This is a genomic window from Kribbella sp. C-35, assembly GCF_046549195.1.
In the GTDB taxonomy this organism is placed as follows: Bacteria; Actinomycetota; Actinomycetes; order Propionibacteriales; family Kribbellaceae; genus Kribbella.
The window spans coordinates 1,526,026-1,546,564 of sequence record NZ_JAJPWG010000001.1 but is presented as its reverse complement, the minus strand read 5'-3'; the positions used below and the strand labels follow the sequence as shown (position 1 = coordinate 1,546,564).

General features: G+C 69.0%; 23 protein-coding genes. 17 read left to right on the top strand and 6 right to left on the bottom strand.

Annotated features, from left to right (window positions below; genetic code table 11):
* Positions 1-159: 159 nt before the first annotated feature.
* Entirely contained in the window at positions 160-1,593 is a 1,434-nt protein-coding gene (locus ACLJOO_RS07865) for an NlpC/P60 family protein (RefSeq protein WP_410786164.1), read from the top strand.
* A 45-nt stretch (positions 1,594-1,638) separates the two neighbouring features.
* Here ACLJOO_RS07865 and ACLJOO_RS07860 read toward each other — a convergent pair whose 3' ends face one another.
* Genes ACLJOO_RS07860 through ACLJOO_RS07850 form a run of 3 tightly spaced genes read right to left on the bottom strand, consistent with a single transcriptional unit; the run spans position 1,639 to position 4,262 of the window.
* Entirely contained in the window at positions 1,639-2,346 is a 708-nt protein-coding gene (locus tag ACLJOO_RS07860) for an SDR family oxidoreductase (protein WP_410786163.1), read from the bottom strand.
* 47 nt (positions 2,347-2,393) lie between these two features.
* Positions 2,394-3,284 carry a LysR family transcriptional regulator gene (locus ACLJOO_RS07855; protein ID WP_410786162.1) on the bottom strand — a complete coding sequence of 297 codons (891 nt, stop codon included), beginning with the start codon at positions 3,282-3,284 and terminating at the stop codon, positions 2,394-2,396.
* Between the two features lie 9 nt (positions 3,285-3,293).
* Entirely contained in the window at positions 3,294-4,262 is a 969-nt protein-coding gene (locus ACLJOO_RS07850; protein WP_410786160.1) for a quinone oxidoreductase family protein, read from the bottom strand.
* A gap of 88 nt (positions 4,263-4,350) precedes the next feature.
* Here ACLJOO_RS07850 and ACLJOO_RS07845 point away from each other — a divergent pair, with 88 nt between their 5' ends.
* Positions 4,351-4,785 carry a MarR family winged helix-turn-helix transcriptional regulator gene (locus ACLJOO_RS07845; RefSeq protein ID WP_410786158.1) on the top strand — a complete coding sequence of 145 codons (435 nt, stop codon included), beginning with the start codon at positions 4,351-4,353 and terminating at the stop codon, positions 4,783-4,785.
* On the opposite strand, the gene ACLJOO_RS07840 is transcribed toward ACLJOO_RS07845, so the two are convergent.
* A complete protein-coding gene (locus ACLJOO_RS07840) occupies positions 4,779-5,267 on the bottom strand; it encodes an inorganic diphosphatase (RefSeq protein ID WP_328525793.1) in 489 nt (162 codons plus the stop codon). The genes ACLJOO_RS07845 and ACLJOO_RS07840 overlap by 7 nt on opposite strands.
* A 50-nt stretch (positions 5,268-5,317) precedes the next feature.
* Between ACLJOO_RS07840 and dacB the strand changes: the two genes are divergently transcribed.
* The 15 genes from dacB to ACLJOO_RS07765 all read left to right on the top strand — a co-directional run bounded on the left by dacB (position 5,318) and on the right by ACLJOO_RS07765 (position 18,122).
* Positions 5,318-6,676, top strand: a complete 1,359-nt coding sequence (dacB, locus tag ACLJOO_RS07835) for a D-alanyl-D-alanine carboxypeptidase/D-alanyl-D-alanine-endopeptidase (protein WP_410786157.1) — start codon at positions 5,318-5,320, stop codon at positions 6,674-6,676.
* 29 nt (positions 6,677-6,705) lie between these two features.
* A complete protein-coding gene (locus ACLJOO_RS07830) occupies positions 6,706-7,800 on the top strand; it encodes a zinc-dependent metalloprotease (RefSeq protein WP_410786156.1) in 1,095 nt (364 codons plus the stop codon).
* Between the two features lie 7 nt (positions 7,801-7,807).
* Positions 7,808-8,812 (top strand): tRNA lysidine(34) synthetase TilS, encoded by a 1,005-nt coding sequence (gene tilS, locus ACLJOO_RS07825; protein WP_410786155.1) that lies wholly within the window; start codon positions 7,808-7,810, stop codon positions 8,810-8,812.
* A gap of 5 nt (positions 8,813-8,817) precedes the next feature.
* On the top strand, positions 8,818-9,369 hold the full coding sequence (hpt, locus tag ACLJOO_RS07820) for a hypoxanthine phosphoribosyltransferase (protein ID WP_130384962.1): 552 nt from the start codon (positions 8,818-8,820) through the stop codon (positions 9,367-9,369).
* Between the two features lie 171 nt (positions 9,370-9,540).
* Entirely contained in the window at positions 9,541-11,577 is a 2,037-nt protein-coding gene (gene ftsH / locus ACLJOO_RS07815; RefSeq protein WP_238154983.1) for an ATP-dependent zinc metalloprotease FtsH, read from the top strand.
* Positions 11,578-11,677: 100 nt separating this feature from the next.
* The gene (folE, locus tag ACLJOO_RS07810) at positions 11,678-12,250 is read left to right on the top strand and encodes a GTP cyclohydrolase I FolE (RefSeq protein WP_410786153.1); all 573 of its coding nucleotides are present in this window, start codon (positions 11,678-11,680) and stop codon (positions 12,248-12,250) included.
* A 149-nt stretch (positions 12,251-12,399) separates the two neighbouring features.
* Positions 12,400-13,551, top strand: a complete 1,152-nt coding sequence (locus ACLJOO_RS07805; RefSeq protein WP_410786151.1) for a S1 family peptidase — start codon at positions 12,400-12,402, stop codon at positions 13,549-13,551.
* 103 nt (positions 13,552-13,654) lie between these two features.
* Entirely contained in the window at positions 13,655-14,452 is a 798-nt protein-coding gene (gene folP / locus ACLJOO_RS07800; RefSeq protein WP_410787131.1) for a dihydropteroate synthase, read from the top strand.
* On the top strand, positions 14,449-14,922 hold the full coding sequence (locus ACLJOO_RS07795; protein WP_410786149.1) for a nuclear transport factor 2 family protein: 474 nt from the start codon (positions 14,449-14,451) through the stop codon (positions 14,920-14,922). The genes folP and ACLJOO_RS07795 overlap by 4 nt, the downstream gene beginning before the upstream one ends.
* Entirely contained in the window at positions 14,919-15,311 is a 393-nt protein-coding gene (folB, locus tag ACLJOO_RS07790) for a dihydroneopterin aldolase (protein WP_410786148.1), read from the top strand. Before ACLJOO_RS07795 ends, folB begins: the two co-directional genes overlap by 4 nt.
* Positions 15,308-15,865, top strand: coding sequence for a 2-amino-4-hydroxy-6-hydroxymethyldihydropteridine diphosphokinase (gene folK / locus ACLJOO_RS07785; protein WP_410786146.1), 558 nt, complete (start codon positions 15,308-15,310; stop codon positions 15,863-15,865). The genes folB and folK overlap by 4 nt, the downstream gene beginning before the upstream one ends.
* A 2-nt stretch (positions 15,866-15,867) precedes the next feature.
* Positions 15,868-16,398, top strand: a complete 531-nt coding sequence (locus tag ACLJOO_RS07780; RefSeq protein ID WP_410786144.1) for a DUF3180 domain-containing protein — start codon at positions 15,868-15,870, stop codon at positions 16,396-16,398.
* A 10-nt stretch (positions 16,399-16,408) separates the two neighbouring features.
* Positions 16,409-16,849 carry a hypothetical protein gene (locus ACLJOO_RS07775; protein WP_133785777.1) on the top strand — a complete coding sequence of 147 codons (441 nt, stop codon included), beginning with the start codon at positions 16,409-16,411 and terminating at the stop codon, positions 16,847-16,849.
* A 58-nt stretch (positions 16,850-16,907) separates the two neighbouring features.
* Entirely contained in the window at positions 16,908-17,702 is a 795-nt protein-coding gene (locus ACLJOO_RS07770) for an inositol monophosphatase family protein (RefSeq protein ID WP_410786142.1), read from the top strand.
* A gap of 24 nt (positions 17,703-17,726) precedes the next feature.
* Positions 17,727-18,122, top strand: coding sequence for a hypothetical protein (locus tag ACLJOO_RS07765; protein ID WP_410786140.1), 396 nt, complete (start codon positions 17,727-17,729; stop codon positions 18,120-18,122).
* Positions 18,123-18,192: 70 nt separating this feature from the next.
* On the opposite strand, the gene ACLJOO_RS07760 is transcribed toward ACLJOO_RS07765, so the two are convergent.
* A complete protein-coding gene (locus ACLJOO_RS07760; RefSeq protein ID WP_410786138.1) occupies positions 18,193-19,149 on the bottom strand; it encodes a hypothetical protein in 957 nt (318 codons plus the stop codon).
* 119 nt (positions 19,150-19,268) lie between these two features.
* A complete protein-coding gene (locus ACLJOO_RS07755) occupies positions 19,269-20,468 on the bottom strand; it encodes an NADH-quinone oxidoreductase subunit D (RefSeq protein ID WP_410786137.1) in 1,200 nt (399 codons plus the stop codon).
* Positions 20,469-20,539 lie beyond the last annotated feature (71 nt).

Genomic DNA, 20,539 nt, shown 5'->3' with positions numbered 1-20,539 from the left:
TAGTTTGTCAAGTCGACACACGGGTGAAACAAAGATACTTGTGTGAAAGCTGTTCCCAATGGGGCTGTAGGCAACTAGTGTCACGTATGTGGTCCAGGAGGACCAAAAGTTCACGAACCCTGGGGAAGGGGTTCGTGACCGGCGGAAGGAACGATCCCGATGCGGACGCCCCCCAGGGCCACGTCCGGCAGGCGGATCACGAGTGCTGGGAAGACCGGTCGAGCAGGCAAGGCCCTGCTCTCCGGGGTGCTCGCGATCTGCTTGGCCGGCACCATGGCCATGCCTACCCTTCCGGCTGAGGCCGCGAAGCCGAAGCCGCCGGTGATTCCGTCCAAGGCCGCGGTCGAGCGCGCCAAGCAGGCCGCCGCCTCGAAGGCCGGCCAGGTCGCCGCGATCGAGCGTCAGCTCGCCGCCGCCGGTGCGCGGCTCGAGCAGCTCGGCATCGCGTCCGGGATCGCCGACGAGGCGTACAACGGAGCCGTCTACCGCCTGCAGCAGGCCAAGGCCGAGGCGGCCGCCGCCGCGGCCCGGGCCGCCGAGGCGCAGAAGACGCTGGCCGCTCAGCGGCAGCAGATCGGCCGCTTCGCTGCCGCGTCGTACCAAGGTGGTGGCGACGTCGCGAAGATCGCGCCGCTGTTCACCGCGGAGGGTCCGCAGCAGCTGCTCGACTCGGCCGGTGCGGCGTATTCGGTGTCGGCTGCGATGCAGGGTTCGTACCTGCGGTTCACGGCGACCGAGGTGATGACGAACCTGTTCAAGGTGCAGGCCGACCAGGCGGTCGTGAAGGTGAAGAAGGCGGCCGACGAGGCGGCCAAGGCGAAGAAGGCGGCCGAGGACGCGGAGGCTGCGCAGTCGGCGGCCGTGACCGCCATCGGCGTGCAGCGCAAGCAGTCGATCGCGCAGCTCGCCGTCCTGCAGAACATCTCGGTGCAGGTGGCCGCCCAGCGACAGCAGGGGCTCGAGGAGCTTGCGCGGCAGCGCGCCGCTGCGATCGCTGCGAAGAAGGCCGCCGAGCTGAAGCGCCGGATCGCCGCCCGGGAGGCCGCGGAGCGCCGCGCAGAGGCGGCCGAGCGGGCCCGGGAGGCCGCGGAGCAGGCTCGTGAGGAGAAGGAAGAACGCGAGCAGAACAACGGCAAGAAGAACCCGCCGAAGCGGCACAAGCCGTCGACGCCGAGCCGTGACAACGACGACAACGACAACAACAACGGGGGCAACCACAGCTCGCGGAAGGGCGCGTCGGCGGCGATCGAGTTCGCGATGCGCCAGCTCGGCGACATGTACCTGTGGGGTGCGACCGGCCCGAGCCGCTGGGACTGCTCCGGGCTGACCCAGGGCGCCTGGGAGAAGGCCGGTGTGCAGCTGCCGCACTACAGCGTCGCGCAGTACGAGCAGATCCAGCACATCGACGAGGACGAGCTGCGGCCCGGCGACCTGATCTTCTGGTCGCTGAACCCGAGCGACCCGGGTACTATCCACCACGTCGCGATGTACCTCGGCAACGGCCGGATGATCCACGCGCCGCGGACCGGCAAGCCGGTGCAGATCGACAGCGTCTACTACTGGGAACCGCCGGACTTCTTCGGTCGCCCCTGATGCAGTTGTCCCCGGCAACGGTTTGTTGCCGGGGACGTTTCTCTTCTACGCCAGCCGGTGTCCGCCGTCGGCGTGCAGAACGGTGCCGGTGATGAAACCGTTGCGGAGCAAGGCGATGATCGCCGCGGCGATGTCCTGGGTGCGGCCGATCCGGCCGACCGGGAGGCGGGCCGCCATCGCGGACAGCGTCTCGGGTGCCGCGTCGCCGGCGACGTCCTGCCAGATCGGGGTGTCGACCCAGCCGGGTGAGACGACGTTGACCCGCAGCGGCGCCAGCTCGACCGCGAGCGCCGCGGCCAGCGAGGCGAGTGCGCCGTTGAGTGCCGCGAGCAACGAGGCCCGCGGACCTGGCCGGTACGCCGCGATACCCGAGGTGAACACGATCGAGCCGCCGGGTTCGAGCATCGGAGCGCCGTGCTTGGCGAGCAGCAACGGGCCGAGCAGCTTGGAGTCGACCGCGCCGCGCGCCGAGCCCACGTCGTACTCGGCGATCGGCTGGTAGGCGCCGCCGACGTCGGCGGCTGTGGTGACGATGTGGCTGACCTTGCCGGTGGTCGCGAAGAGGCGTGCGATGTCCTGCTCACTTCCGAGGTCCACGGCAACGGTGCGTACGCCGAGCTCCCGGCGTGCTGCGTCGAGCTTGGACTGGGTCCGGCCGGCGACGGTGACCTCGCTGCCTTGGGCAACGAGTTCGGCGGCCAGGGCACGGCCCATCCCTGAGCTGCCGCCGACGATGACGACGTGTTCCTGCAACGGTTTCTCCTTCGGTGGTTGACGTTTCGAGCCAACCACCGGGTGCGTCAGTCCACCACGACTTGTTGCCTAATGACCGTTAGGCCGGGGCTAACGGTCATCGCCTGGAGCACCGGGTTGTGCGAGTCGGTGCGCCACACGGCGGCGTACCGGGCGATCAGCGGGCGGCCCGCGAGCGGGCGCCAGACGATGTCCGGCGTGGCGGCACGGCGGGAGCCGAGGCTGAACGCGGAGCGTCGTACGAGGAGTGCCGACCGGAGTTGTGAGTGGCTCATGCTGATATCGCTCAGCCGTACGCCGGTGCCGATCCGGCGGATCATGTCGTCGTAGAACTCGGGTGCGGCGGCGCGGGGGATCCAGATGAGTTCGAGGCCGGTCAGGTCGTCGAGCGTGAGAACCGGCCGAGCTGCGAGCGGGTGGGTCGCGGTCACCAGTACGCCGAGCTCCTCGTCGGCGAGCTGTTCGGAGGTGATTGCCGGAGGCAACATCAGCGGGGTGCGGACGAGGCCGAGGTCGATCTCGCCGGCGTCGAGCATCCGGAGCTGGTCGGTGGTGGTGCCTGCTTCGAGCGTGACGGTGCTGTTCGGGAAGCGTTCGGTGGCGAGTTGTTCGAGGGCGGCCGGGAGATGGCCGGGGATCCCGTTCAGCAGGCCGAGGCGGAGCACCGGCTCGTCCAGGCCGGCGGCCCGGCGCGTGTCCTTCAGCGCCAGGCCGGCCGCCTGGAGGGTTTCCCGGGCGCGGGCGAGCAGGACCTGCCCGGCCGGGGTGAGCTCGACGCCGCGGCTGTGCCGGATCAGCAGGGCGGTGCCGATCTCGCGCTCGAGCTGTTTGATCTGCTGGCTGAGCGTCGGGGTGGAGATGTACAGGCGCTCGGCGGCCTTGCCGAAATGCAGTTCCTCGGCGACGCCCACGAAGTACCGCAGCTGCCGAAGCTCCACCTGGTGATTCTATTCGGGAGTCGCGACGAGACGGCCGAGGTTGGTGCGGGCGTCGAGGGTTTCGTGGATCCGGGCGACGTCGGCGAGCGGGTGGGTGGCGTGGACGATCGGGCGGAGGTCGCCGGACTGCCAGCGGCGCGTGACCTCGGTGATGTCGGCGCGGGCCTCATCGGGGCGAGCCTGCTGCCAGCCGGAGATGGAGACGCCGGTGACCGACTTGAGGCCGAACAGCTTGAGTACGGAGACGACCGGGACCTCGGTGGTGATCGCGCCGTACGTGATCATCCGGCCGAGTGGTGCGAGCAGGTCGAGACCCTGGTCGAAGACGGTGCCGCCGACCGAGTCGAGGACGGTGTCGACGCCGTCGGGCGCGAGCTCGCGGACGCGGGCGGGCCAGTCGGGGTCGGTCAGGTCGACGGGCTCGGCACCGAGTTCGCGGATGAAGTCGAGCCGCTTCGCCGAGGACGCCGTACCGATGATCGTCTTCGGGTCGTAGCCGCGGGCGAGCTGGACGGCCAGGTGGCCGACGGTGCCGGCGGCGGACTGGATCAGGACGGTGCTTCCGGGTGCGACCCGGCCGGTTTCGAGCAGTCGATAGGCGAGCGGGGCGGTCAGCGACATCATCGTGGCCTCACCCGCGTCCGCGTCGTCCGGGATCGAGGCGAGGAAGCCGGTGTCCGCCACGGCGTACTCGGCGAAGGCGTCCACGGTGAGGGCGGAGACGCGCTGGCCGACGGCGATGCCGGGCGGGGTTTCCGGGCCGAGCTTGACGATTCGGCCGACGACGTCGCCGGTCAGGGTGCCGGGCAGCGAGCCGTCCCAGGGGGAGCCGCCGCGGCGGAGGACGGTGTCGATCGCGTTGGCACCGATCGCCTCGGCCTGGATCAGGACCTGGCCGGCGGCGGGTTCGGGGACGGCGATCTCGTCGAGCTGGAGTACGTCGGGACCGCCGTGGCGGTGGAAGCGCACTGCGCGCATAGTGGGTTCTCCATATTGTGGGGTAGATAAATAATGGGAGATCCCCACGATAACTCGACAGGTCGGCGTTGCCAATAGAGTTGGTGCGGTGAAGAAGTCGCCGAACCACCGGCTGTCCGACCACGTGCTGTTCGCGCTCGGGCGGTCGAGTCAGCACGCCCAGCGGCTGGTCCGGCAGCACATGACCGACGGTGGCGTCCGGACGCAGCACTATCACGTGCTCGCGAGTCTCTCCGACGAAGGCGAGGCGGTGCAGGCGACGCTCGCGGACCGGATCGGGTTCGACCGCAGCGATCTGGTCACGTTGCTGGACGAGCTCGAGGAGCTGAAGTTCCTGGCGCGGCGGGTCGATCCCGCCGACCGGCGACGGAAGATCGTCGCGATCACCCTGGCGGGCGAGCGGCAGGTCGACGCGATGGACGAGCTGATCCGCGCCGCGGAGGCGGAACTGCTGGAGCCGCTGACCGCGGCGGAGCGCAAGACGCTGCTCGCGTTACTCCGCCGCGTGTCAGGCGATCAGTGACCTTCGGTCTTCAGGCGGGCGAAGGAGGCGGTGATCTCGGCCTCGGCGTCGGCACGGCCGACCCAGGTGGCGCCCTCGACCGACTTGCCGGGCTCGAGGTCCTTGTAGACCTCGAAGAAGTGCTGGATCTCCAGCCGGTCGAACTCCGGCACGTGGTGGATGTCGCGCAGGTGCTCCTGCCGCGGGTCGCCGGCCGGGACGCACAGGACCTTGTCGTCCGGACCCTTCTCGTCGGTCATCCGGAACATGCCGATCGCGCGAGCGCGGATCAGGCAGCCGGGGAACGTCGGCTCCGGCAGCAGTACGAGCGCGTCCAGCGGGTCGCCGTCCTGGCCCAGGGTGTCCTCGATGAACCCGTAGTCGGACGGATACTGAGTCGCGGTGAACAGCGTCCGGTCCAGCCGTAGACGGTTCGTCTTGTGGTCCAGCTCGTACTTGTTGCGAGTGCCCTTGGGGATCTCGATGAAGACGTCGAACTCCATACGGCAGATACTGTCACGGTTCCGACCGACCGAATGACAGGAGCAGCCCGGTGGCCCGACCTGCCCGTGCGGCATTCGTCACGCTCCTCACCACGGCGCTCTTTGCCGGCCTGGTGAGCAGCGCACGCGCCGTACCCGGTTCAGTGCAGACAGCTGACCGGAGCACCCAGCAGGCTCCGGCCGTCCTGGCGCCGGCGACGACCGAGGGCGTCGCCCCGACCGCGGCCGGCGTCGGCACGGCGCTCGCGGCGATCCTCAAGGACCCGTCACTCGGCCCGCACCACGGCATCTACGTGTACGACGCCTCGCGCGACAAACCGGTGTTCTCGGTCGGCGCCGCCACGCCGTACACGCCTGCCTCCACGCTGAAGCTGCTCACCACGGTCTCCGCGCTCGCCACGCTCGGTCCGGACCACACGTTCGCCACCAAGGTCGTGAGCACCGCCAAGGGGTCGATCGTCCTGGTCGGCGGCGGCGACCCGCTGCTTGCCGTACAGCAGGCGAGCGACTACCCGGCCCGCGCGACCCTCCAGACGCTCGCTCAGAGTACGGCGAAGGCTTTGAAGGCACAGGGCGTCGCCTCCGTGACCCTCGGGTACGACGCGTCGCTGTTCAGCGGCCCGGCCGTCAACGCGAACTGGGAAGCGAACTACGTCCCTGAAGGCATCGCCGCCCCCACCTCGTCGCTCTGGGTCAACGAGGGTCGGCTGTCTCCGGGCATGGCCAAGCGCGCCACCTCTCCGGCGCTGGCTGCTGCCACGTCATTTCAGAAGCTGCTGACGCAGTACGGCATCAAGGTCGCCGCCACCGCCAAGGCGACGAAGGCGCCGGCTGCCGCCACGCCGCTCGCGCAGGTCAAGTCGCCGACACTGGGTCAGATCGTCGAGTACGTGAATCTGCACAGCGACAACGACGGCGCCGAGGTGCTCCTGCGGCACGTCGGCATCGCGACCGGCAACGGCGGCTCGTACGCCGGTGGCGTCAAGGGTCTCCGGGCCACGCTGACCAAGCTCGGCCTGGACGTCAGCAAGGCCCGCATCTACGACGGCAGCGGTCTGACCCGCGCCAACAAGGTCCCGCTCGACCTGCTCGCTGGTGCGGTGCGAGTGGCCGTGTCGAAGGACCACCCGGAGCTGCGGCACCTGCTGTCCGGCCTGCCGGTGGCGGGCTTCAACGGGAGCCTCAGGGAGCGCTTCACCTCAGCTGGTACCGGCACCGGGACCGGACTGGTTCGTGCGAAGACCGGAACGCTCACCGGGGTCCACAGCCTGGCTGGGTATGCCCGTGACCGCTCCGGCACGCTGCTGGTCTTTGCGATCGCCAGTGACAGCGTTCCGGTGCCGAAGACCCTGGACGCGCGCGCCGCGCTCGACCGCGCCACCGCCGCGCTCGCCAACTGCGGCTGCTGAATGTTGGGACATACCACTAGGGTCGTTATATGAGTACGGCGGAAGGCGGGACCACGACCGAGATGGTCGACTGGCAGCTGGCGACCGGCGTGGCGCGGAAGCTGCTGCGACCCGGCCCGGCGGTCAGCCGTGCGGAGGCGGACCAGGTGGTCGCCGAGCTGCGTCAGTTCGCGGACGAGTCCGAGGTACACGTGCGCGAGTTCACCGGGCTGAAGGCCACGTCGGCCACCGCTCCGGTGCTGATCGTCGACCGGCCCGGCTGGGTTCAGGCGAACGCGGACGGCTTCCGGACCGTGCTGCAGCCGCTGGCGGAAAAGTTGCGCGAGAAGGCCGACCGGACTGCCGGCCTGTCCTCCGCGGTCGGCTCCCGGGTGACAGGCATCGAGGCCGGTGCGCTGCTGGCCTTCATGTCGTCGCGGGTGCTCGGTCAGTTCGACCCGTTCTTCCCGGCACAGCCTGACCCGGACCGTCCCGGTCTCACCGGCCGCCTGCTGCTGGTGGCGCCCAACGTGGTGCAGGTGGAGTCCGAGCTGGGCGTCGTACCGCGGGACTTCCGGCTGTGGGTGTGCCTGCACGAGGAGACGCACCGGGTGCAGTTCACCGCGGTCCCGTGGCTGCGGGACCACCTGCGGTCGGAGATCGCCCTGTTCCTGGACCAGGCCGAGCTGGACGCTTCGGCGTACGCCGCGATGTTCCGCGAGGCCGTGCAGCGGCTGGGGCGGTCGGTGCGTGGTGAGGCCGAGCTGAGTCTGGTGGACCTGATGCAGTCCCCGGAGCAGCGTGCTGTGCTGGACCGGCTGACCGCGGTCATGTCGTTGCTGGAGGGTCATGCCGACTTCGTGATGGACGGGGTCGGGCCGTCGGTCATTCCGACGGTGGACACCATCCGGTCCAAGTTCTCGTCGCGGCGGGCGAGCGGCAACCCGGTGGACCAGCTGCTCAAGCGGCTGCTCGGGCTGGACGCGAAGCTGCGGCAGTACAAGGACGGTGCCGCGTTCGTACGCCGGGTGGTCGACCAGGTCGGCATGGAGGGCTTCAACCGGGTCTGGACCGGTCCGAACACGCTGCCGACCAAGAACGAGATCGCGAACCCCGATGCCTGGGTCGCCCGACTCCACGGCTGAGCGCCTGGTGGGAGAGCGGCGAGGGAAACTCCACCCCGCCGTCGCTCGCACCCGGGAAGCGGTCCGGTCGACGCTGAGCGAGCTACCGAAGGGCACCACCGTTCTGGTCGCCTGTTCCGGCGGAACGGACTCGCTCGCGCTGGCGGCCGCTACCGCCTTCGAGGCGCCGAAGCTCGGTCTACGGGCCGGTGCGGTCGTCGTGGATCACGGTCTGCAGGCGGACTCGGGGCATGTCGCGGCGACTGCTGCTGAGCAGTGCCGGGGGCTCGGGCTGGACCCTGTCCTGGTGCGTGAGGTGGAGGTCGGTACGGAGGGCGGTCCGGAGGGGGCTGCCCGTACGGCTCGGTACGACGCTCTGCGGGAGGCGGCGGATGAGCTAGCGGCAGACATCGTGCTGTTGGCCCACACTCGTGATGATCAAGCGGAGACTGTCCTCCTTGGGCTGGGGCGTGGGTCGGGGGCCAGGTCGTTGGCTGGGATGGCTCCGGCCGTCGGGCGGCTGCGCAGACCGTTCCTGGAGGTGCCGCGGGCCACTACGGCTGCTGCGTGTATCGCGTCCGGGTTGCGGCCGTGGCACGACCCGCACAACGACGATCCGCAGTACACCCGGGTCCGCGTACGGCACGAAGTACTGCCGGTGCTGGAGGAGGCGCTGGGGCCCGGTGTGGTCGAGGCGCTGGCCCGTACGGCGGGGCTGCTCCGAGCGGACGCGGATGCGCTCGATCAGCTCGCTGCGGACGTTGCTGAGACCGCACTGAGCCGCGCCGAGGGACAGGTCCGCAGCGACGTCGGCGTACTCGTGGAGCAGCCCGCAGCGATCCGCACACGAGTCCTGCGACAGGCCGCGCTGGAAGCCGGTTGCCGGGCCACCGACCTCACTGCCGGTCACGTGGCGTCTGTCGACGCGCTGGTGACCGACTGGCGCGGGCAACGCTGGATCGATCTCCCGCAGGGCATCCGGGCAGTCCGGAACGGCGGATTCATCATCCTCGGCCCTGATGTGACAGGCTGAGGGCCGTGGATGCGGCGGACATCGAGAAGGACCTGAGCAAGATCCATTACACCGAGGACGAGATCCTCGCGAAGCTGCGGGAGCTGGCAGCGCGGATCGAGGCCGACTACGAGGGCAAGGACCTGCTGCTGGTCGGCGTCCTGCGCGGCGCGGTGATGGTGATGGCCGACCTGGCCAGGTCGTTCAGTCGGCACGTGGAGATGGACTGGATGGCCATCTCGTCGTACGGCTCCGGGACCAAGTCGTCGGGTGTGGTGCGGATCCAGAAGGACCTGGACACCGACATCACCAACCGGCACGTGCTGATCGTCGAGGACATCATCGACACCGGCCTCACGCTGAGCTGGCTGGTCAGCAACCTGGAGTCACGCAAGCCCGCCTCGCTGGAGCTGTGCACGGCCTTCGTGAAGCCGGACGCCGCGAAGATGCAGGTCCCGGTGAAGTACGTCGGCCTGGAGCTGCCGGACGAGTTCGTCGTCGGGTACGGGCTGGACTACGCCGAGAAGTACCGGAACCTGCGCTGCGTCGCCACACTGGCCCCGCACGTCTACTCCTGATCCACGCTTCAGGGCAGACTTGGTGACGGCCTGTACAACGGGTCGTACTGTCCATTGGTGACCCTCGTGCTGTGTTGTCTTGTGCGACACGAGACACTTGGACTGGTATTACCGTCACAAGCCCGTCATACCCGGGCCTGCCGAGCTAGGAGGGACGGGGCCTAGGCCTCGATCATGGACGTGAAGCGCATCTTCCGCGGACCCCTGTTCTGGATCGTCGTCGCCTTCCTGGGCGTCCTGGTGATCGGGCAGCTCCTGACCGGCTCGACCGGGTACAAGACCGAGCCCACCGGCCAGGTCGTCCAGCTGATCCAGCAGGCCAAGTCGTCGAGCGACAAGACGATCAAGACGGTGACGCTGATCGATCCGGATCAGGAGATCCGGGTCGAGAAGACCGACGGCACCAAGCTCCGGGCGCACTGGGTGGACGGCCAGGCCGAGAACCTCGGCAACGACCTGCAGTCCCTGTTCCAGGACGGCAAGATCGAGCGGTACGACGTCGAGAACCCGAAGCCGAGCTTCATCGGCCAGGTGTTCTCCACGCTGATCCCGTTCCTGCTGATCGCGGTGGTGTTCATCTTCCTGATGAACTCCATGCAGGGCGGCGGCTCCCGGGTGATGAGCTTCGCCAAGTCGAAGGCCAAGCTGGTCACCAAGGACACCCCGAAGACCACGTTCGCCGACGTCGCCGGCGTCGACGAGGCGATCGAGGAGCTGCAGGAGATCAAGGAGTTCCTGCAGGAACCGGGCAAGTTCCAGGCGGTCGGCGCCAAGATCCCGAAGGGCGTGCTGCTCTACGGCCAGCCCGGTACCGGTAAGACCCTGCTGGCCCGTGCGGTCGCGGGTGAGGCCGGCGTGCCGTTCTACTCGATCTCCGGTTCGGACTTCGTCGAGATGTTCGTCGGTGTCGGCGCCTCCCGGGTCCGGGACCTGTTCGAGCAGGCCAAGACGAACGCCCCGGCGATCGTGTTCATCGACGAGATCGACGCCGTCGGCCGGCACCGCGGCGCGGGCCTCGGCGGCGGTCACGACGAGCGCGAGCAGACGCTGAACCAGCTGCTGGTCGAGATGGACGGCTTCGACGTCCGCGGCGGCGTGATCCTGATCGCGGCCACCAACCGGCCCGACGTGCTCGACCCGGCGCTGCTGCGGCCCGGCCGCTTCGACCGGCAGATCGCCGTCGACGCGCCGGACATGCCCGGCCGGCAGAAGATCCTCAAGGTGCACGCGCGCGGCAAGCCGATGGCGCAGGACGTGGACCTCACCGCGGTCGCCCGCCGGACGCCGGGTATGACCGGTGCCGACCTGGCCAACGTGCTGAACGAGGCGGCCCTGCTGACCGCCCGGTCGAACTTGCAGATGATCGACAACAGCATGCTGGACGAGGCAATCGACCGCGTGATCGCCGGTCCGCAGCGCCGGACCCGGCTGATGTCGGACAAGGAGAAGGTGCTCACCGCGTACCACGAAGGTGGTCACGCGCTGGTCGCCGCGGCGCTGCCGCACTCCGACCCGGTGCAGAAGGTGACGATCCTCCCGCGTGGCCGTGCGCTCGGCTACACGATGGTGATGCCGGACGAGGACAAGTACTCGACCACCCGGTCCGAGATGCTCGACAAGCTCGCCTACATGCTCGGCGGCCGCGCGGCCGAGGAGATGGTCTTCCACGACCCGACCACGGGCGCCAGCAACGACATCGAGAAGGCGACCGCACTGGCCCGCGCGATGGTCACGCAGTACGGCATGACCGAGCGGCTCGGGGCGATCAAGTTCGGCCAGGACAACGGTGAGCCGTTCCTGGGCCGCGACATCGGCAGCCAGCGGAACTACTCCGAGGAGATCGCGGCCGCGGTCGACGAGGAGGTCGGCAAGCTGATCCTGAACGCGCACCAGGAGGCCTTCGACATCCTGGTCGAGAACCGGGCCGTCCTGGACCACCTGGTCGAGGAGCTGCTGGAGAAGGAGACCCTGGACAAGCACCAGATCGCCCGGGTCTTCGAGCCGGTGATCATGAAGGAGCGCCGGCCGGCCTGGACCGGGTCGTCGACCCGGATCCCGTCCGACCAGCCGCCGGTGATGCCGGTTCCCGGCCGCGCCGAGCAGAACGGTTCGCTGCATGACGTGCTGCCGGGCGGTTCCGTCGGCCCGGACGAGGCGATCCGCCCGCCGGACTACGGCAGCGGCCCGACGCCGCCGAGCCACCAGTGAGCTGACCCAGCTCGAACGAACGCCGCCACCCGGTCGGGTGGCGGCGTTTTCGTTTGCCTGCGGGGTAGCGTGCGAAGTTCCGTTGGCAGGAGGAGCCGGGATGGTGTCACCGAATTTCGACCACGAGCGCGCCGAGCGGGCCGTGCGCGAGCTGCTGTACGCGATCGGCGAGGACCCGGAGCGCGAGGGGCTGCACGACACCCCGGCCCGGGTGGCCCGCTCGTACTCCGAGATGACGGCCGGCCTGGGTCAGCGCGCCGAAGACGTGCTGACGACCACGTTCGCGCTCGAGCACGACGAGATGATCCTGGTGAAGGACATCGAGGTCTGGAGCCTGTGCGAGCACCACCTGGTCCCGTTCACGGGCGTCGCGCACGTCGGCTACATCCCGAGCCGGGACGGCCGCGTGACCGGGTTGTCGAAGCTCGCCCGGCTGGTCGACGTGTACGCGAAACGCCCGCAGGTCCAGGAACGGCTGACCACTCAGATCGCCGAGTCCCTGGTCGAGATCCTGCAGCCGCGCGGCGTGATCGTGGTGATCGAGTGCGAGCACCTGTGCATGACCATGCGCGGCGTCCGGAAACCGGGCGCCAAGACGATCACCTCCGCCGTCCGCGGCCAGCTCCGCAACCCGGTCACCCGCGCCGAGGCGATGAGCCTGATCGTTGGCTGAATCGTTGGCTGACCCACCCCGTAGCCCGGGGCGGGCTGTGGTCGTTGAAGTTTGAGAGTCTGGGACTATGGACATTCTGTCGCTGAGCGTTTACTTTCCGTAGTGGTGCTTGGCCAACGGGGACCAAGTGCCGGTGTGAGGAGGACAGGATGTCGGGGCGTTTCCGGGTCGGCGCCGCACTTGCCGGGGTCGTCGTCCTGACGGCGGGCGGGCTGGTCGCGGCGAACTGGGCCACCGCGGACATGCGGACCAGGACCGGACCTCAGACCGCGCCTCAGAAGCAGGCCGCGAAGACCGCAGTGGACCCGCTGGTCGCCGAGACCCTGGAGTCGGAGCTCGGCTCCGACTCGGGTGTCGTGGGCAGCTACTACGACGACTCCGGCGAGCTGATCGTCGCGGTGTCCGACCTGTCGACGGCGGCTCTCGTCCGCCGGATCGGCGCGGTCCCGCGCCTGGTCAAGTTCACCCTCAAGCAGCTGAACGCCGTACAGGGCGAGCTGAACCAGCTGGCCGTCTCGTCGAGCGCCGGCAAGGTGCGGTCCTGGTACGTCGACCCGGTGTCGGGGACCGTGGTGGTCTCGGTGCCGAGTGGCGCGCACGACTCGATCACCGACCGGTTCCTGTCCCGCGCGCTCGCGAACGGCGAGCGGGTGACCCTGCGCCAGGTGTCCGGCACGGTCCGGCTGACCGCGGACGACTTCGGCCTGCGCGGCGGCGTACAGGTCGACAAGAACACCGGGTACGTGTGCTCGCTCGGGTTCAACGCCAAGACCCGCAAGGGCAACCGGATCTTCCTGACCGCGGGGCACTGCACGTCCGGCAGGCCGTCGTTCTCCCGCAACGGGTACATCCTCGGCAATACGTCCACCTCGAGTTTCCCGGGGCACGACTTCGGGTCGGTCGGCGTGATCGAGGGCTGGGACCAGCAGGGGTACGTCGAGGGCTGGGGCAACGGGAACGTCGCGGTCAAGGGGATCGCGGACGCCACCGTCGGCTCCACGCTGTGCAAGTCGGGCAAGAGCACCGGCTGGACCTGTGGGCGGATCGTCGCCCGGAACGTGACGGTCAACTACGGGAGCAACCGCGTGGTCCGCGGGCTGTTCCAGCACACCGCGTGCGTCGAGTCGGGTGACTCCGGCGGCGCCAGTATGACCGGGAACTACGCCCAGGGCATCACCAGCGGGGCGGCGCTCATCGACGGGCAGTGCCTGGAGAAGTACGGCCAGACCAACGAGTCGTACGCGCAACCCATCGCCCCGGCGCTCCAGTCGACCAAGTCCCGCCTGATCCTCGCGAACTGATCCCAACCGCCCACTGGGGGGTGGGGGCTACTACGGTGTGTGGGTGAGATCTGAGCCGTGGGGTCACGTGGACGGTTTGCCGGTGGTGGACCGGTGTCTCGTCATGGGTGTCGTGAACGTGACGCCGGACTCGTTCTCGGACGGCGGCGAGTGGTTCGAGCCGAGCGCCGCGATCAAGCACGGCCGGGAGCTGCTGGCCGAGGGCGCCGATCTGCTGGACGTGGGTGGTGAGTCGACCCGTCCGCGGGCCGTGCGGCCGTCGCAGGAGGAGGAGATCCGCCGGGTGATCCCGGTGGTCGAGACCCTCGCCGCGGAAGGCGCGATCATCTCGGTCGACACCATGCGGTCCCAGGTCGCGGAGCTCGTGCTCGACGCCGGCGCCACGATGATCAACGACGTGTCCGGTGGGCTGGCCGATCCGGACATGCTCCCGCTGATCGCCGAGCGCGGAACGCCGTACCTGTGCATGCACTGGCGCGGGCACTCGGTCGACATGCAGAACAAGGCGGAGTACGGCGACGTGGTGGCCGAGGTCATCGCCGAGCTCGGTGAACGCCTCGAGGCGATCCGCCAGGCGGGCATCGACCTGAACCGGGTCGCTCTCGATCCCGGCCTCGGATTCGCGAAGAACGCGGACCACAACTGGGAGATTCTGCGCCGGTTGCGGGAATTCGCCGTACTGGAAAGACCGTTACTGATCGGTGCGTCCCGGAAGACGTTCCTCGGTAGGCTGCTCGCCGACGAGCAGACCGGTGAACCCAGACCGGCCGTACGACGAGACGATGCGAGCGTGGCCGTATCCACCCTGGCCGCCGCCGCAGGTGCCTGGTGTGTCCGGGCGCACGCGGTGGCACCGAGCGCGGACGCGGTCCGGGTGGCTAAGAGATGGGGAACTGTATGACGGATGGACCGCGGCAGGAGGGTGCTCCCAAGCGGCAGGCCGGCGCCACGGTGCAGGACGTCGTACTGAATGCCAACACCGCGTTCTACAACGCGTTCGAGGCCGGGGACCTGGACCTGATGGCCGCCGTCTGGCTGCCGGAACCCGATCCGGTCTGCATCCATCCGGGGAACGCGGCGATCTCCGGGTACGCCGAGATGATGCGGGCCTGGGCGATGATCTTCGCGAACACGCCGTACATCCAGTTCTTCCTCACCGACGTGCAGGTGCGGGTGGATGAAGACGTGGCATACGTCACGTGTACGGAGAATGTCCTGTCGTCGGGTGAGGGTGCCCCGGAGGACGGGTTCGCGGGCGGAAAGGCGCTCGCCACGAACGTTTTCCGCAGAACTTCCTCCGGCTGGCGGTTGTGGATCCACCATGCCTCACCGGTACTGTCGTCTGGGGGCCGACAGGAGGAGGCGGAATGAGCGGTCCCGTGACAACCTCTCCTGATGTGATCGAGATCCGGGGCATCCGCGGTTTCGGGCGCCACGGGGTGTTCGAGCACGAGCGGGCCGACGGACAGGAGTTCGTCGTGGACGTCCGGCTGGAGCTGGACACCCGGGCCGCCGCGGCTTCCGACGACCTGGCCGACACCGTGAACTACGGGGTGGTGGCCGAGCAGGTGCACCAGGCGATCGAGACCGACCCGGTGGATCTGATCGAGACCCTCGCCCAGCGCATCGCCGATCTCTGCCTCGCCGACAAGCGGGTGACAGCGACGGCGGTCACCATCCACAAACCCTCGGCGCCGATCACGGTGCCGTTCGACGACGTTGTCCTGACCGTGCAGCGCAGAGCCGGAGAATCCTCGTGACTGAGACCCCTAGTCCCCACGTCATCGACGCGGACACCCTGAGCGGAGGGCTGAAGCCGATCCGCCAGGTGATCCTGTCGCTCGGCAGCAATCTCGGCGACCGTGAGGCGAATCTGCAGGGCGCGGTCGACGCACTGCGGGACACCCCGGACGTCGTGGTGGTCGATGTCTCGCCGGTCTACGAGACCCAACCCGTCGGCGGCCCGGACGAGTCCGGTCCGTACCTGAACATCGTCCTGCTCGCCGACTCCACGCTGGGCGTCGACCTGTTGCTGGAGCGGGCGCACGCGGTCGAGCAGGCGTTCGGCCGGGAGCGCAGCGTGCCGGGCGCGCCGCGGACCCTCGACGTCGACCTGATCACCTACGGGCAGAAGACGATCGAGTCCGAGGAGCTGACGATTCCGCACCCGCGCGCGCACGAGCGCGCGTTCGTGCTGGCGCCGTGGCTCGACATCGAGCGGGACGCCGTACTGCCGGGCCACGGTCCGGTCGCGGAGCTGCTCGCCAAGGTCGGGACCGACGGTGTGACCAAGCTCGACATCGAGCTGCAGTAGTGGTGTCCGGCGGTACCGAGCCCGATCGGGCGCCCAACGATCACCACGGCGACAAGCAGGAGCCGCCGCGTCCGGGCTCGGTGCGGCCGACGTCACGGCGGTTGCTGGTCGCGATCGCCGTCCTCGGAGTCGCCGTCGGCCTGACGATGGTGAAGGCGATCGAGGCCGGCGGCGGGGTCGCGCCGGCGGTGTCCTGGCTGACGTTGATCGCCTGGGCGTTCCTGGCCGCGCTACTGTTCGCCGCGGCCCGCAACACCCACCAGCGGGTCCAGGTACGGCGGGAACGGATCGAACCGTCGCGCGCGGTCTTCCTGTTGATGATCGGGAAGGCGAGCGCCTTCGTCGGCGCGTTGTGTGCCGGTGTTTACGCAGGGTTCGCGTTAAGCTTCCTGCAGGCGATGGGCTCCTCCGGGCCTCGGAACCGGGTGATCATGGCCGGCGCCGCGGCGGTGGTCTCCGTGCTGGTTGTCACGGCCGGATTGTTGCTCGAACGCGCGTGTCGTATTCCCGAGGACCCCGACAAAACCCCTTAACATGCGGTCCATGGGTTCCAGGGGTAGCCGCCGTCGAACCAGGACCACAGTTCTCACCGTCGCCAACGGTTTGCTGATCGTTGTCTGCCTGGGCGTGAGTATCGCGCTCTTCTCGCAGAATGCCTGGATTCTCCGGGCCGCCGCAGGTGGGGCCGTTCTGGTCGCGATCGCCGCTGCCTTCCTGTTCCGCCACCAGTTGCTGGTCGAGCGGCTGGCGCACTCCGACGAGCGCGCGCAGGTCGCGCAGGAGTACTCGCGGATCACCAGCGCCCGGGTCGTCGAGAACGCCGAGTTCGTCGACCTGATGCAGCGCCGGCTGGACAAGATCGACCAGCGCCTCGACAAGATCGACGAGGAGGTCGCGACCGTCGTTGCCGCCGGCGACAAGCATTCGCAGGCCGACGCGCCAACCGTCGTCGACCTCAAGCTCCGAGGCCTGGCCGCGTCCTGATCAGCCGTTCATCCGGTCGACTAGGGTCGACAGGACTGTCCACGGCTGAGGAGACGACGTGACCGAGCTGCCCCGTTTGCTGGAGATTGCCGAAGGGGCGGTGGCGGTCGCCGCTGACCTGGTCGAGTCGCGGGAGCCCGGGGCTCTGCATTCGAAGGGTGATCGGGACATGGCCTCCGACACCGACATCGCGGTGGAGCAGGCGGTCCGCGAGCACCTGGCGAAAGTGACGCCGCAGATCGCGTTCCTGGGCGAGGAGGAGGGGGCGCACCCGGGCGAGGGGGAGCTGTCGTGGGTCCTCGACCCGATCGACGGGACGGTGAACTACGTGCACGGGGTGGCGCTGTGGGGGATCTCGTTGGGTCTCGTCGACGGGAACCGCCAGGTGGCCGGCGTACTCGACTTCCCGATGCTGGGGACGCGGTACCTGGCGGCGGAAGGAGCCGGGGTCACGCGCAACGGCGAGCCGATCCAGGTCAGCAAGTGCACGGAGCTGTCCGAGGCGCTGGTGATGGCCGGGGACTTCGCGGTCGGCGCGGACGCCGCGGAGAAGAACCGGCCGAGGTTCGCACTGATCGACCTGCTGGTGCCGCGGGTGCAGCGGCTGCGGATGCTCGGCTCGGCGGCGCTGCACCTGGCGCTGGTGGCGGACGGCAGCCTCGACGCCGCGATCATGTTCAGCAACAAGCCGTGGGACACCAGCGCCGGCGCGATCATCGCCCGCGAGGCCGGGGCCGTTGTGGTGGACCTCGACGGTACGCCGCACGACGTGGCGTCGGGGGCCACGATCGCGCTGGCGCCGGGTGTCGCCGGGGAACTCCTGCCGCTGATCCAGCAGGCCGTCGCTCAGTAGGTCTTCTCGGTCCATACTGCGGAGATGGGGCTGGATGCGAACTACCCGGCCGTGACGATGAACGATCCGAACGGCCACGTCACGGTCTACAACGAGGATCACCTGCCGATCGGGCAGCTGGGGCCGTCGCCGTACGAGTCGCCGTCAGTGAACGTGACCTGCCGGCGCAAGGCGTGGGACGACCTGTACTGGTACCGCCTGCTGAACCCCGAGGGCTTCCCGTTCCCGGCGGACGAGGCGTATGTCGGCGCCGACGAGACCCACGAGCTGAACCCCGGCCAGCCGTACCCGATCCCGGACTGCGCGAGCGGCTGCCCGATCAAGCTCGCCCAGGCGGCAGGCGCCGGACTCCTGGTCATCGGAGGAGCCGCCGCAGCCGCCGCCTGGCGCCGAAGAGCAAGATCACTCGGCACGGCATAGCCGCCGATCCCGGCAGAGGCGGGGAAACAAGTTTGCATACTGCGACAACTTCTTTCCCCGCCGCGATCGGTTAGCGGACCGGGCAGGTGGGGCGGCAGGGGCGGGCGGGGATGGTTGGGTCTTTGCGGCGGCTCACCTGCAGGACCTGCACGGCGGCGCTGCACGGGCGACTGATGATGTCGAGCCAGCCGTAGCGCAAGGTGACCTCAGATCGCAGTGCCGCACGGTTGTCCCGCGCGAGGTCCCGCCACCGTTGGCCAGGCGCGAAGTGGAAGCGTCCGTCGAGTTCGACGACGAGTCCGACCGGCTCGTACGCGACGTCGGTGAATTCCTGATCCACAGCACGCTGCCGACGCCCGGTCGGTAGCCCGTGTGCTCGCTCGACGTCTCGTAGGTAGCGCAGTTCCAGCAGCGAATGTGTTCCCTGGGCGACATCGGCGAGAATCGACCGCAGCGCCGCGCGATGACGAAGCTGCCGACGACCGTCGAGTGCGTTGAGTATCTCGGCCGGTCTGACTCGGCCGCTCTGGCAGGCCTCGGCGACGATCGCGGCCGCCTCGTCCAGTGAACGGGAGACTCCCACGATCTCCAGGACGGCCTCCGCGGGTCGGGTTCGCGGTGGGACGACCGTGGCCAAACGGTCTTCCCAGTGCTTGTCGCGGGTGATGACGAGCCCCGGCCGTGGACGAACGCGTCGGCGCCAGGGAATCGTCACGTACACCGGACGGTGCCTGTCGTGTTTGATCAGGCCGAACTGTTCCGCGGCGGTGTAGTGGCTCCAGGCAACTTCAGGCCCGGCGTAGAGCAGCGCGGCTACGATCCGTTCGTCGTACCCCAGCGGGCCGGTATGGGTCGCGTAGACCCCGGGATGAACGATCTGCCATCGCCTGCCCCGCAGCCGGCGCCGAATCTCGGAGTCCGACCGTCCCGCCGCGAGCAGTTGGGTGCGGGAGACGATCCGCTGCTGCTCGTGGATCAGTACCTCGAGACCCTCGTCATCGAGTTGTCGCCGCCACCACCAGTCCATCCGCCCCAGGGTGCCGGATTCCGCGGCCAGCCCGCGCGCCCCCTGTGGATAACCCTCGTGGTGTCAGGTGGTGGGGTAAGAAGTCGTCGATATCTTCAAACTTGTTTCCCCGCCGATCCCTACTTGTCGATGTCGCCGACGACGAAGAACATGCTGCCGAGGATGGCGATCATGTCGGGGATCATCGTGCCGGGGAGCAGGGCGGGCAGCGCGGAGATGTTGTTGAAGCTTGCTGAGCGGAGCTTCAGCCGCCACGGGGTCTTGTCGCCGCGGGACACCAGGTAGTAGCCGTTGATGCCGAGCGGGCTCTCGGTCCAGGCGTAGGTCTGGCCTTCGGGGACCTTGAGGATCTTCGGCAGCCGGACGTTGACGGGGCCGGCCGGCAGTGTGGACAGCTTGTCGAGGCAGGCGTCGACCAGGTCGAGCGAGACCTTGACCTGGTCGAGCAGTACGGCGAAGCGGGCGAAGCAGTCGCCTTCGGGACGGGTGACAACCCGCAGCACGTCCTGCAGTTCGTCGTACGCGAGGTACGGCTCGTCGCGGCGGAGGTCGGCGTCCACTCCGGAGGCGCGGGCGATCGGCCCGGAGACGCCGTACTGCGCGACCAGTTCGGGGGAGAGCTTGCCGACGCCGACCGTGCGGGCGCGGAAGATCTCGTTGCCGAGGATGAGGTCCTCGATGTCGGGCAGCCGGGTCCGGACCGCGGCGGAGGCGGCGGCGGCGCGGCCGAGCCAGCCGTACGGCAGGTCCTCCTTCAGGCCGCCGACCCGGTTGAACATGTAGTGCATCCGGCCGCCGGACAGCTCCTCCATCACCGCCTGGATCGTCTCGCGCTCGCGGAACGCGTAGAACACCGGCGTGATCGCGCCGAGCTCGAGCGGGTAGGAGCCGAGGAACATCAGGTGGTTCAGGATCCGGTTCAGCTCGGCCAGCAGCGTCCGCAGCCACACCGCCCGGACGGGGACTTCGAGGCCCATCATCCGCTCGACCGCGTGCACGACGCCGAGCTCGTTCGAGAACGCGGACAGCCAGTCGTGCCGGTTCGCCAGGACGATGATCTGCCGGTAGTCGCGGACCTCGAACAGCTTCTCCGCGCCGCGGTGCATGTAGCCGATGATCGGCTCGCAGCCGACGATCCGCTCGCCGTCCAGGGTCAGCCGCAGCCGCAGTACGCCGTGGGTCGCCGGGTGCTGGGGGCCGATGTTGAGCACCATGTCGGAAGTCGCCAGCTCCGAGCCCGCGCCGGTCCCACCCCGCTCGTACGCCGGGTCGAATCCAGCCGCTCCCGCGCCGACTCCGACCACTCTTTCGGTACTCATGACCCTAGTGTGCCGTGAGCGGCGCAGCTTGGCGCTGGTGACGCCCAGGCACGCACCTCGCTGCGTTGGAG

Coding starts and splice junctions, on each gene's coding strand:
- ACLJOO_RS07795 (WP_410786149.1), top strand. CDS start 14,449: ATGACGGATGGACCGCGGCAGGAGGGTGCTCCCAAGCGGCAGGCCGGC.
- ACLJOO_RS07805 (WP_410786151.1), top strand. CDS start 12,400: ATGTCGGGGCGTTTCCGGGTCGGCGCCGCACTTGCCGGGGTCGTCGTC.
- ACLJOO_RS07765 (WP_410786140.1), top strand. CDS start 17,727: ATGGGGCTGGATGCGAACTACCCGGCCGTGACGATGAACGATCCGAAC.
- folE (WP_410786153.1), top strand. CDS start 11,678: ATGGTGTCACCGAATTTCGACCACGAGCGCGCCGAGCGGGCCGTGCGC.
- folB (WP_410786148.1), top strand. CDS start 14,919: ATGAGCGGTCCCGTGACAACCTCTCCTGATGTGATCGAGATCCGGGGC.
- folP (WP_410787131.1), top strand. CDS start 13,655: ATGGGTGTCGTGAACGTGACGCCGGACTCGTTCTCGGACGGCGGCGAG.
- ACLJOO_RS07830 (WP_410786156.1), top strand. CDS start 6,706: ATGAGTACGGCGGAAGGCGGGACCACGACCGAGATGGTCGACTGGCAG.
- ACLJOO_RS07840 (WP_328525793.1), bottom strand. CDS start 5,267: ATGGAGTTCGACGTCTTCATCGAGATCCCCAAGGGCACTCGCAACAAG.
- ACLJOO_RS07865 (WP_410786164.1), top strand. CDS start 160: ATGCGGACGCCCCCCAGGGCCACGTCCGGCAGGCGGATCACGAGTGCT.
- ACLJOO_RS07850 (WP_410786160.1), bottom strand. CDS start 4,262: ATGCGCGCAGTGCGCTTCCACCGCCACGGCGGTCCCGACGTACTCCAG.
- ACLJOO_RS07760 (WP_410786138.1), bottom strand. CDS start 19,149: ATGGACTGGTGGTGGCGGCGACAACTCGATGACGAGGGTCTCGAGGTA.
- ACLJOO_RS07775 (WP_133785777.1), top strand. CDS start 16,409: ATGGGTTCCAGGGGTAGCCGCCGTCGAACCAGGACCACAGTTCTCACC.
- ACLJOO_RS07755 (WP_410786137.1), bottom strand. CDS start 20,468: ATGAGTACCGAAAGAGTGGTCGGAGTCGGCGCGGGAGCGGCTGGATTC.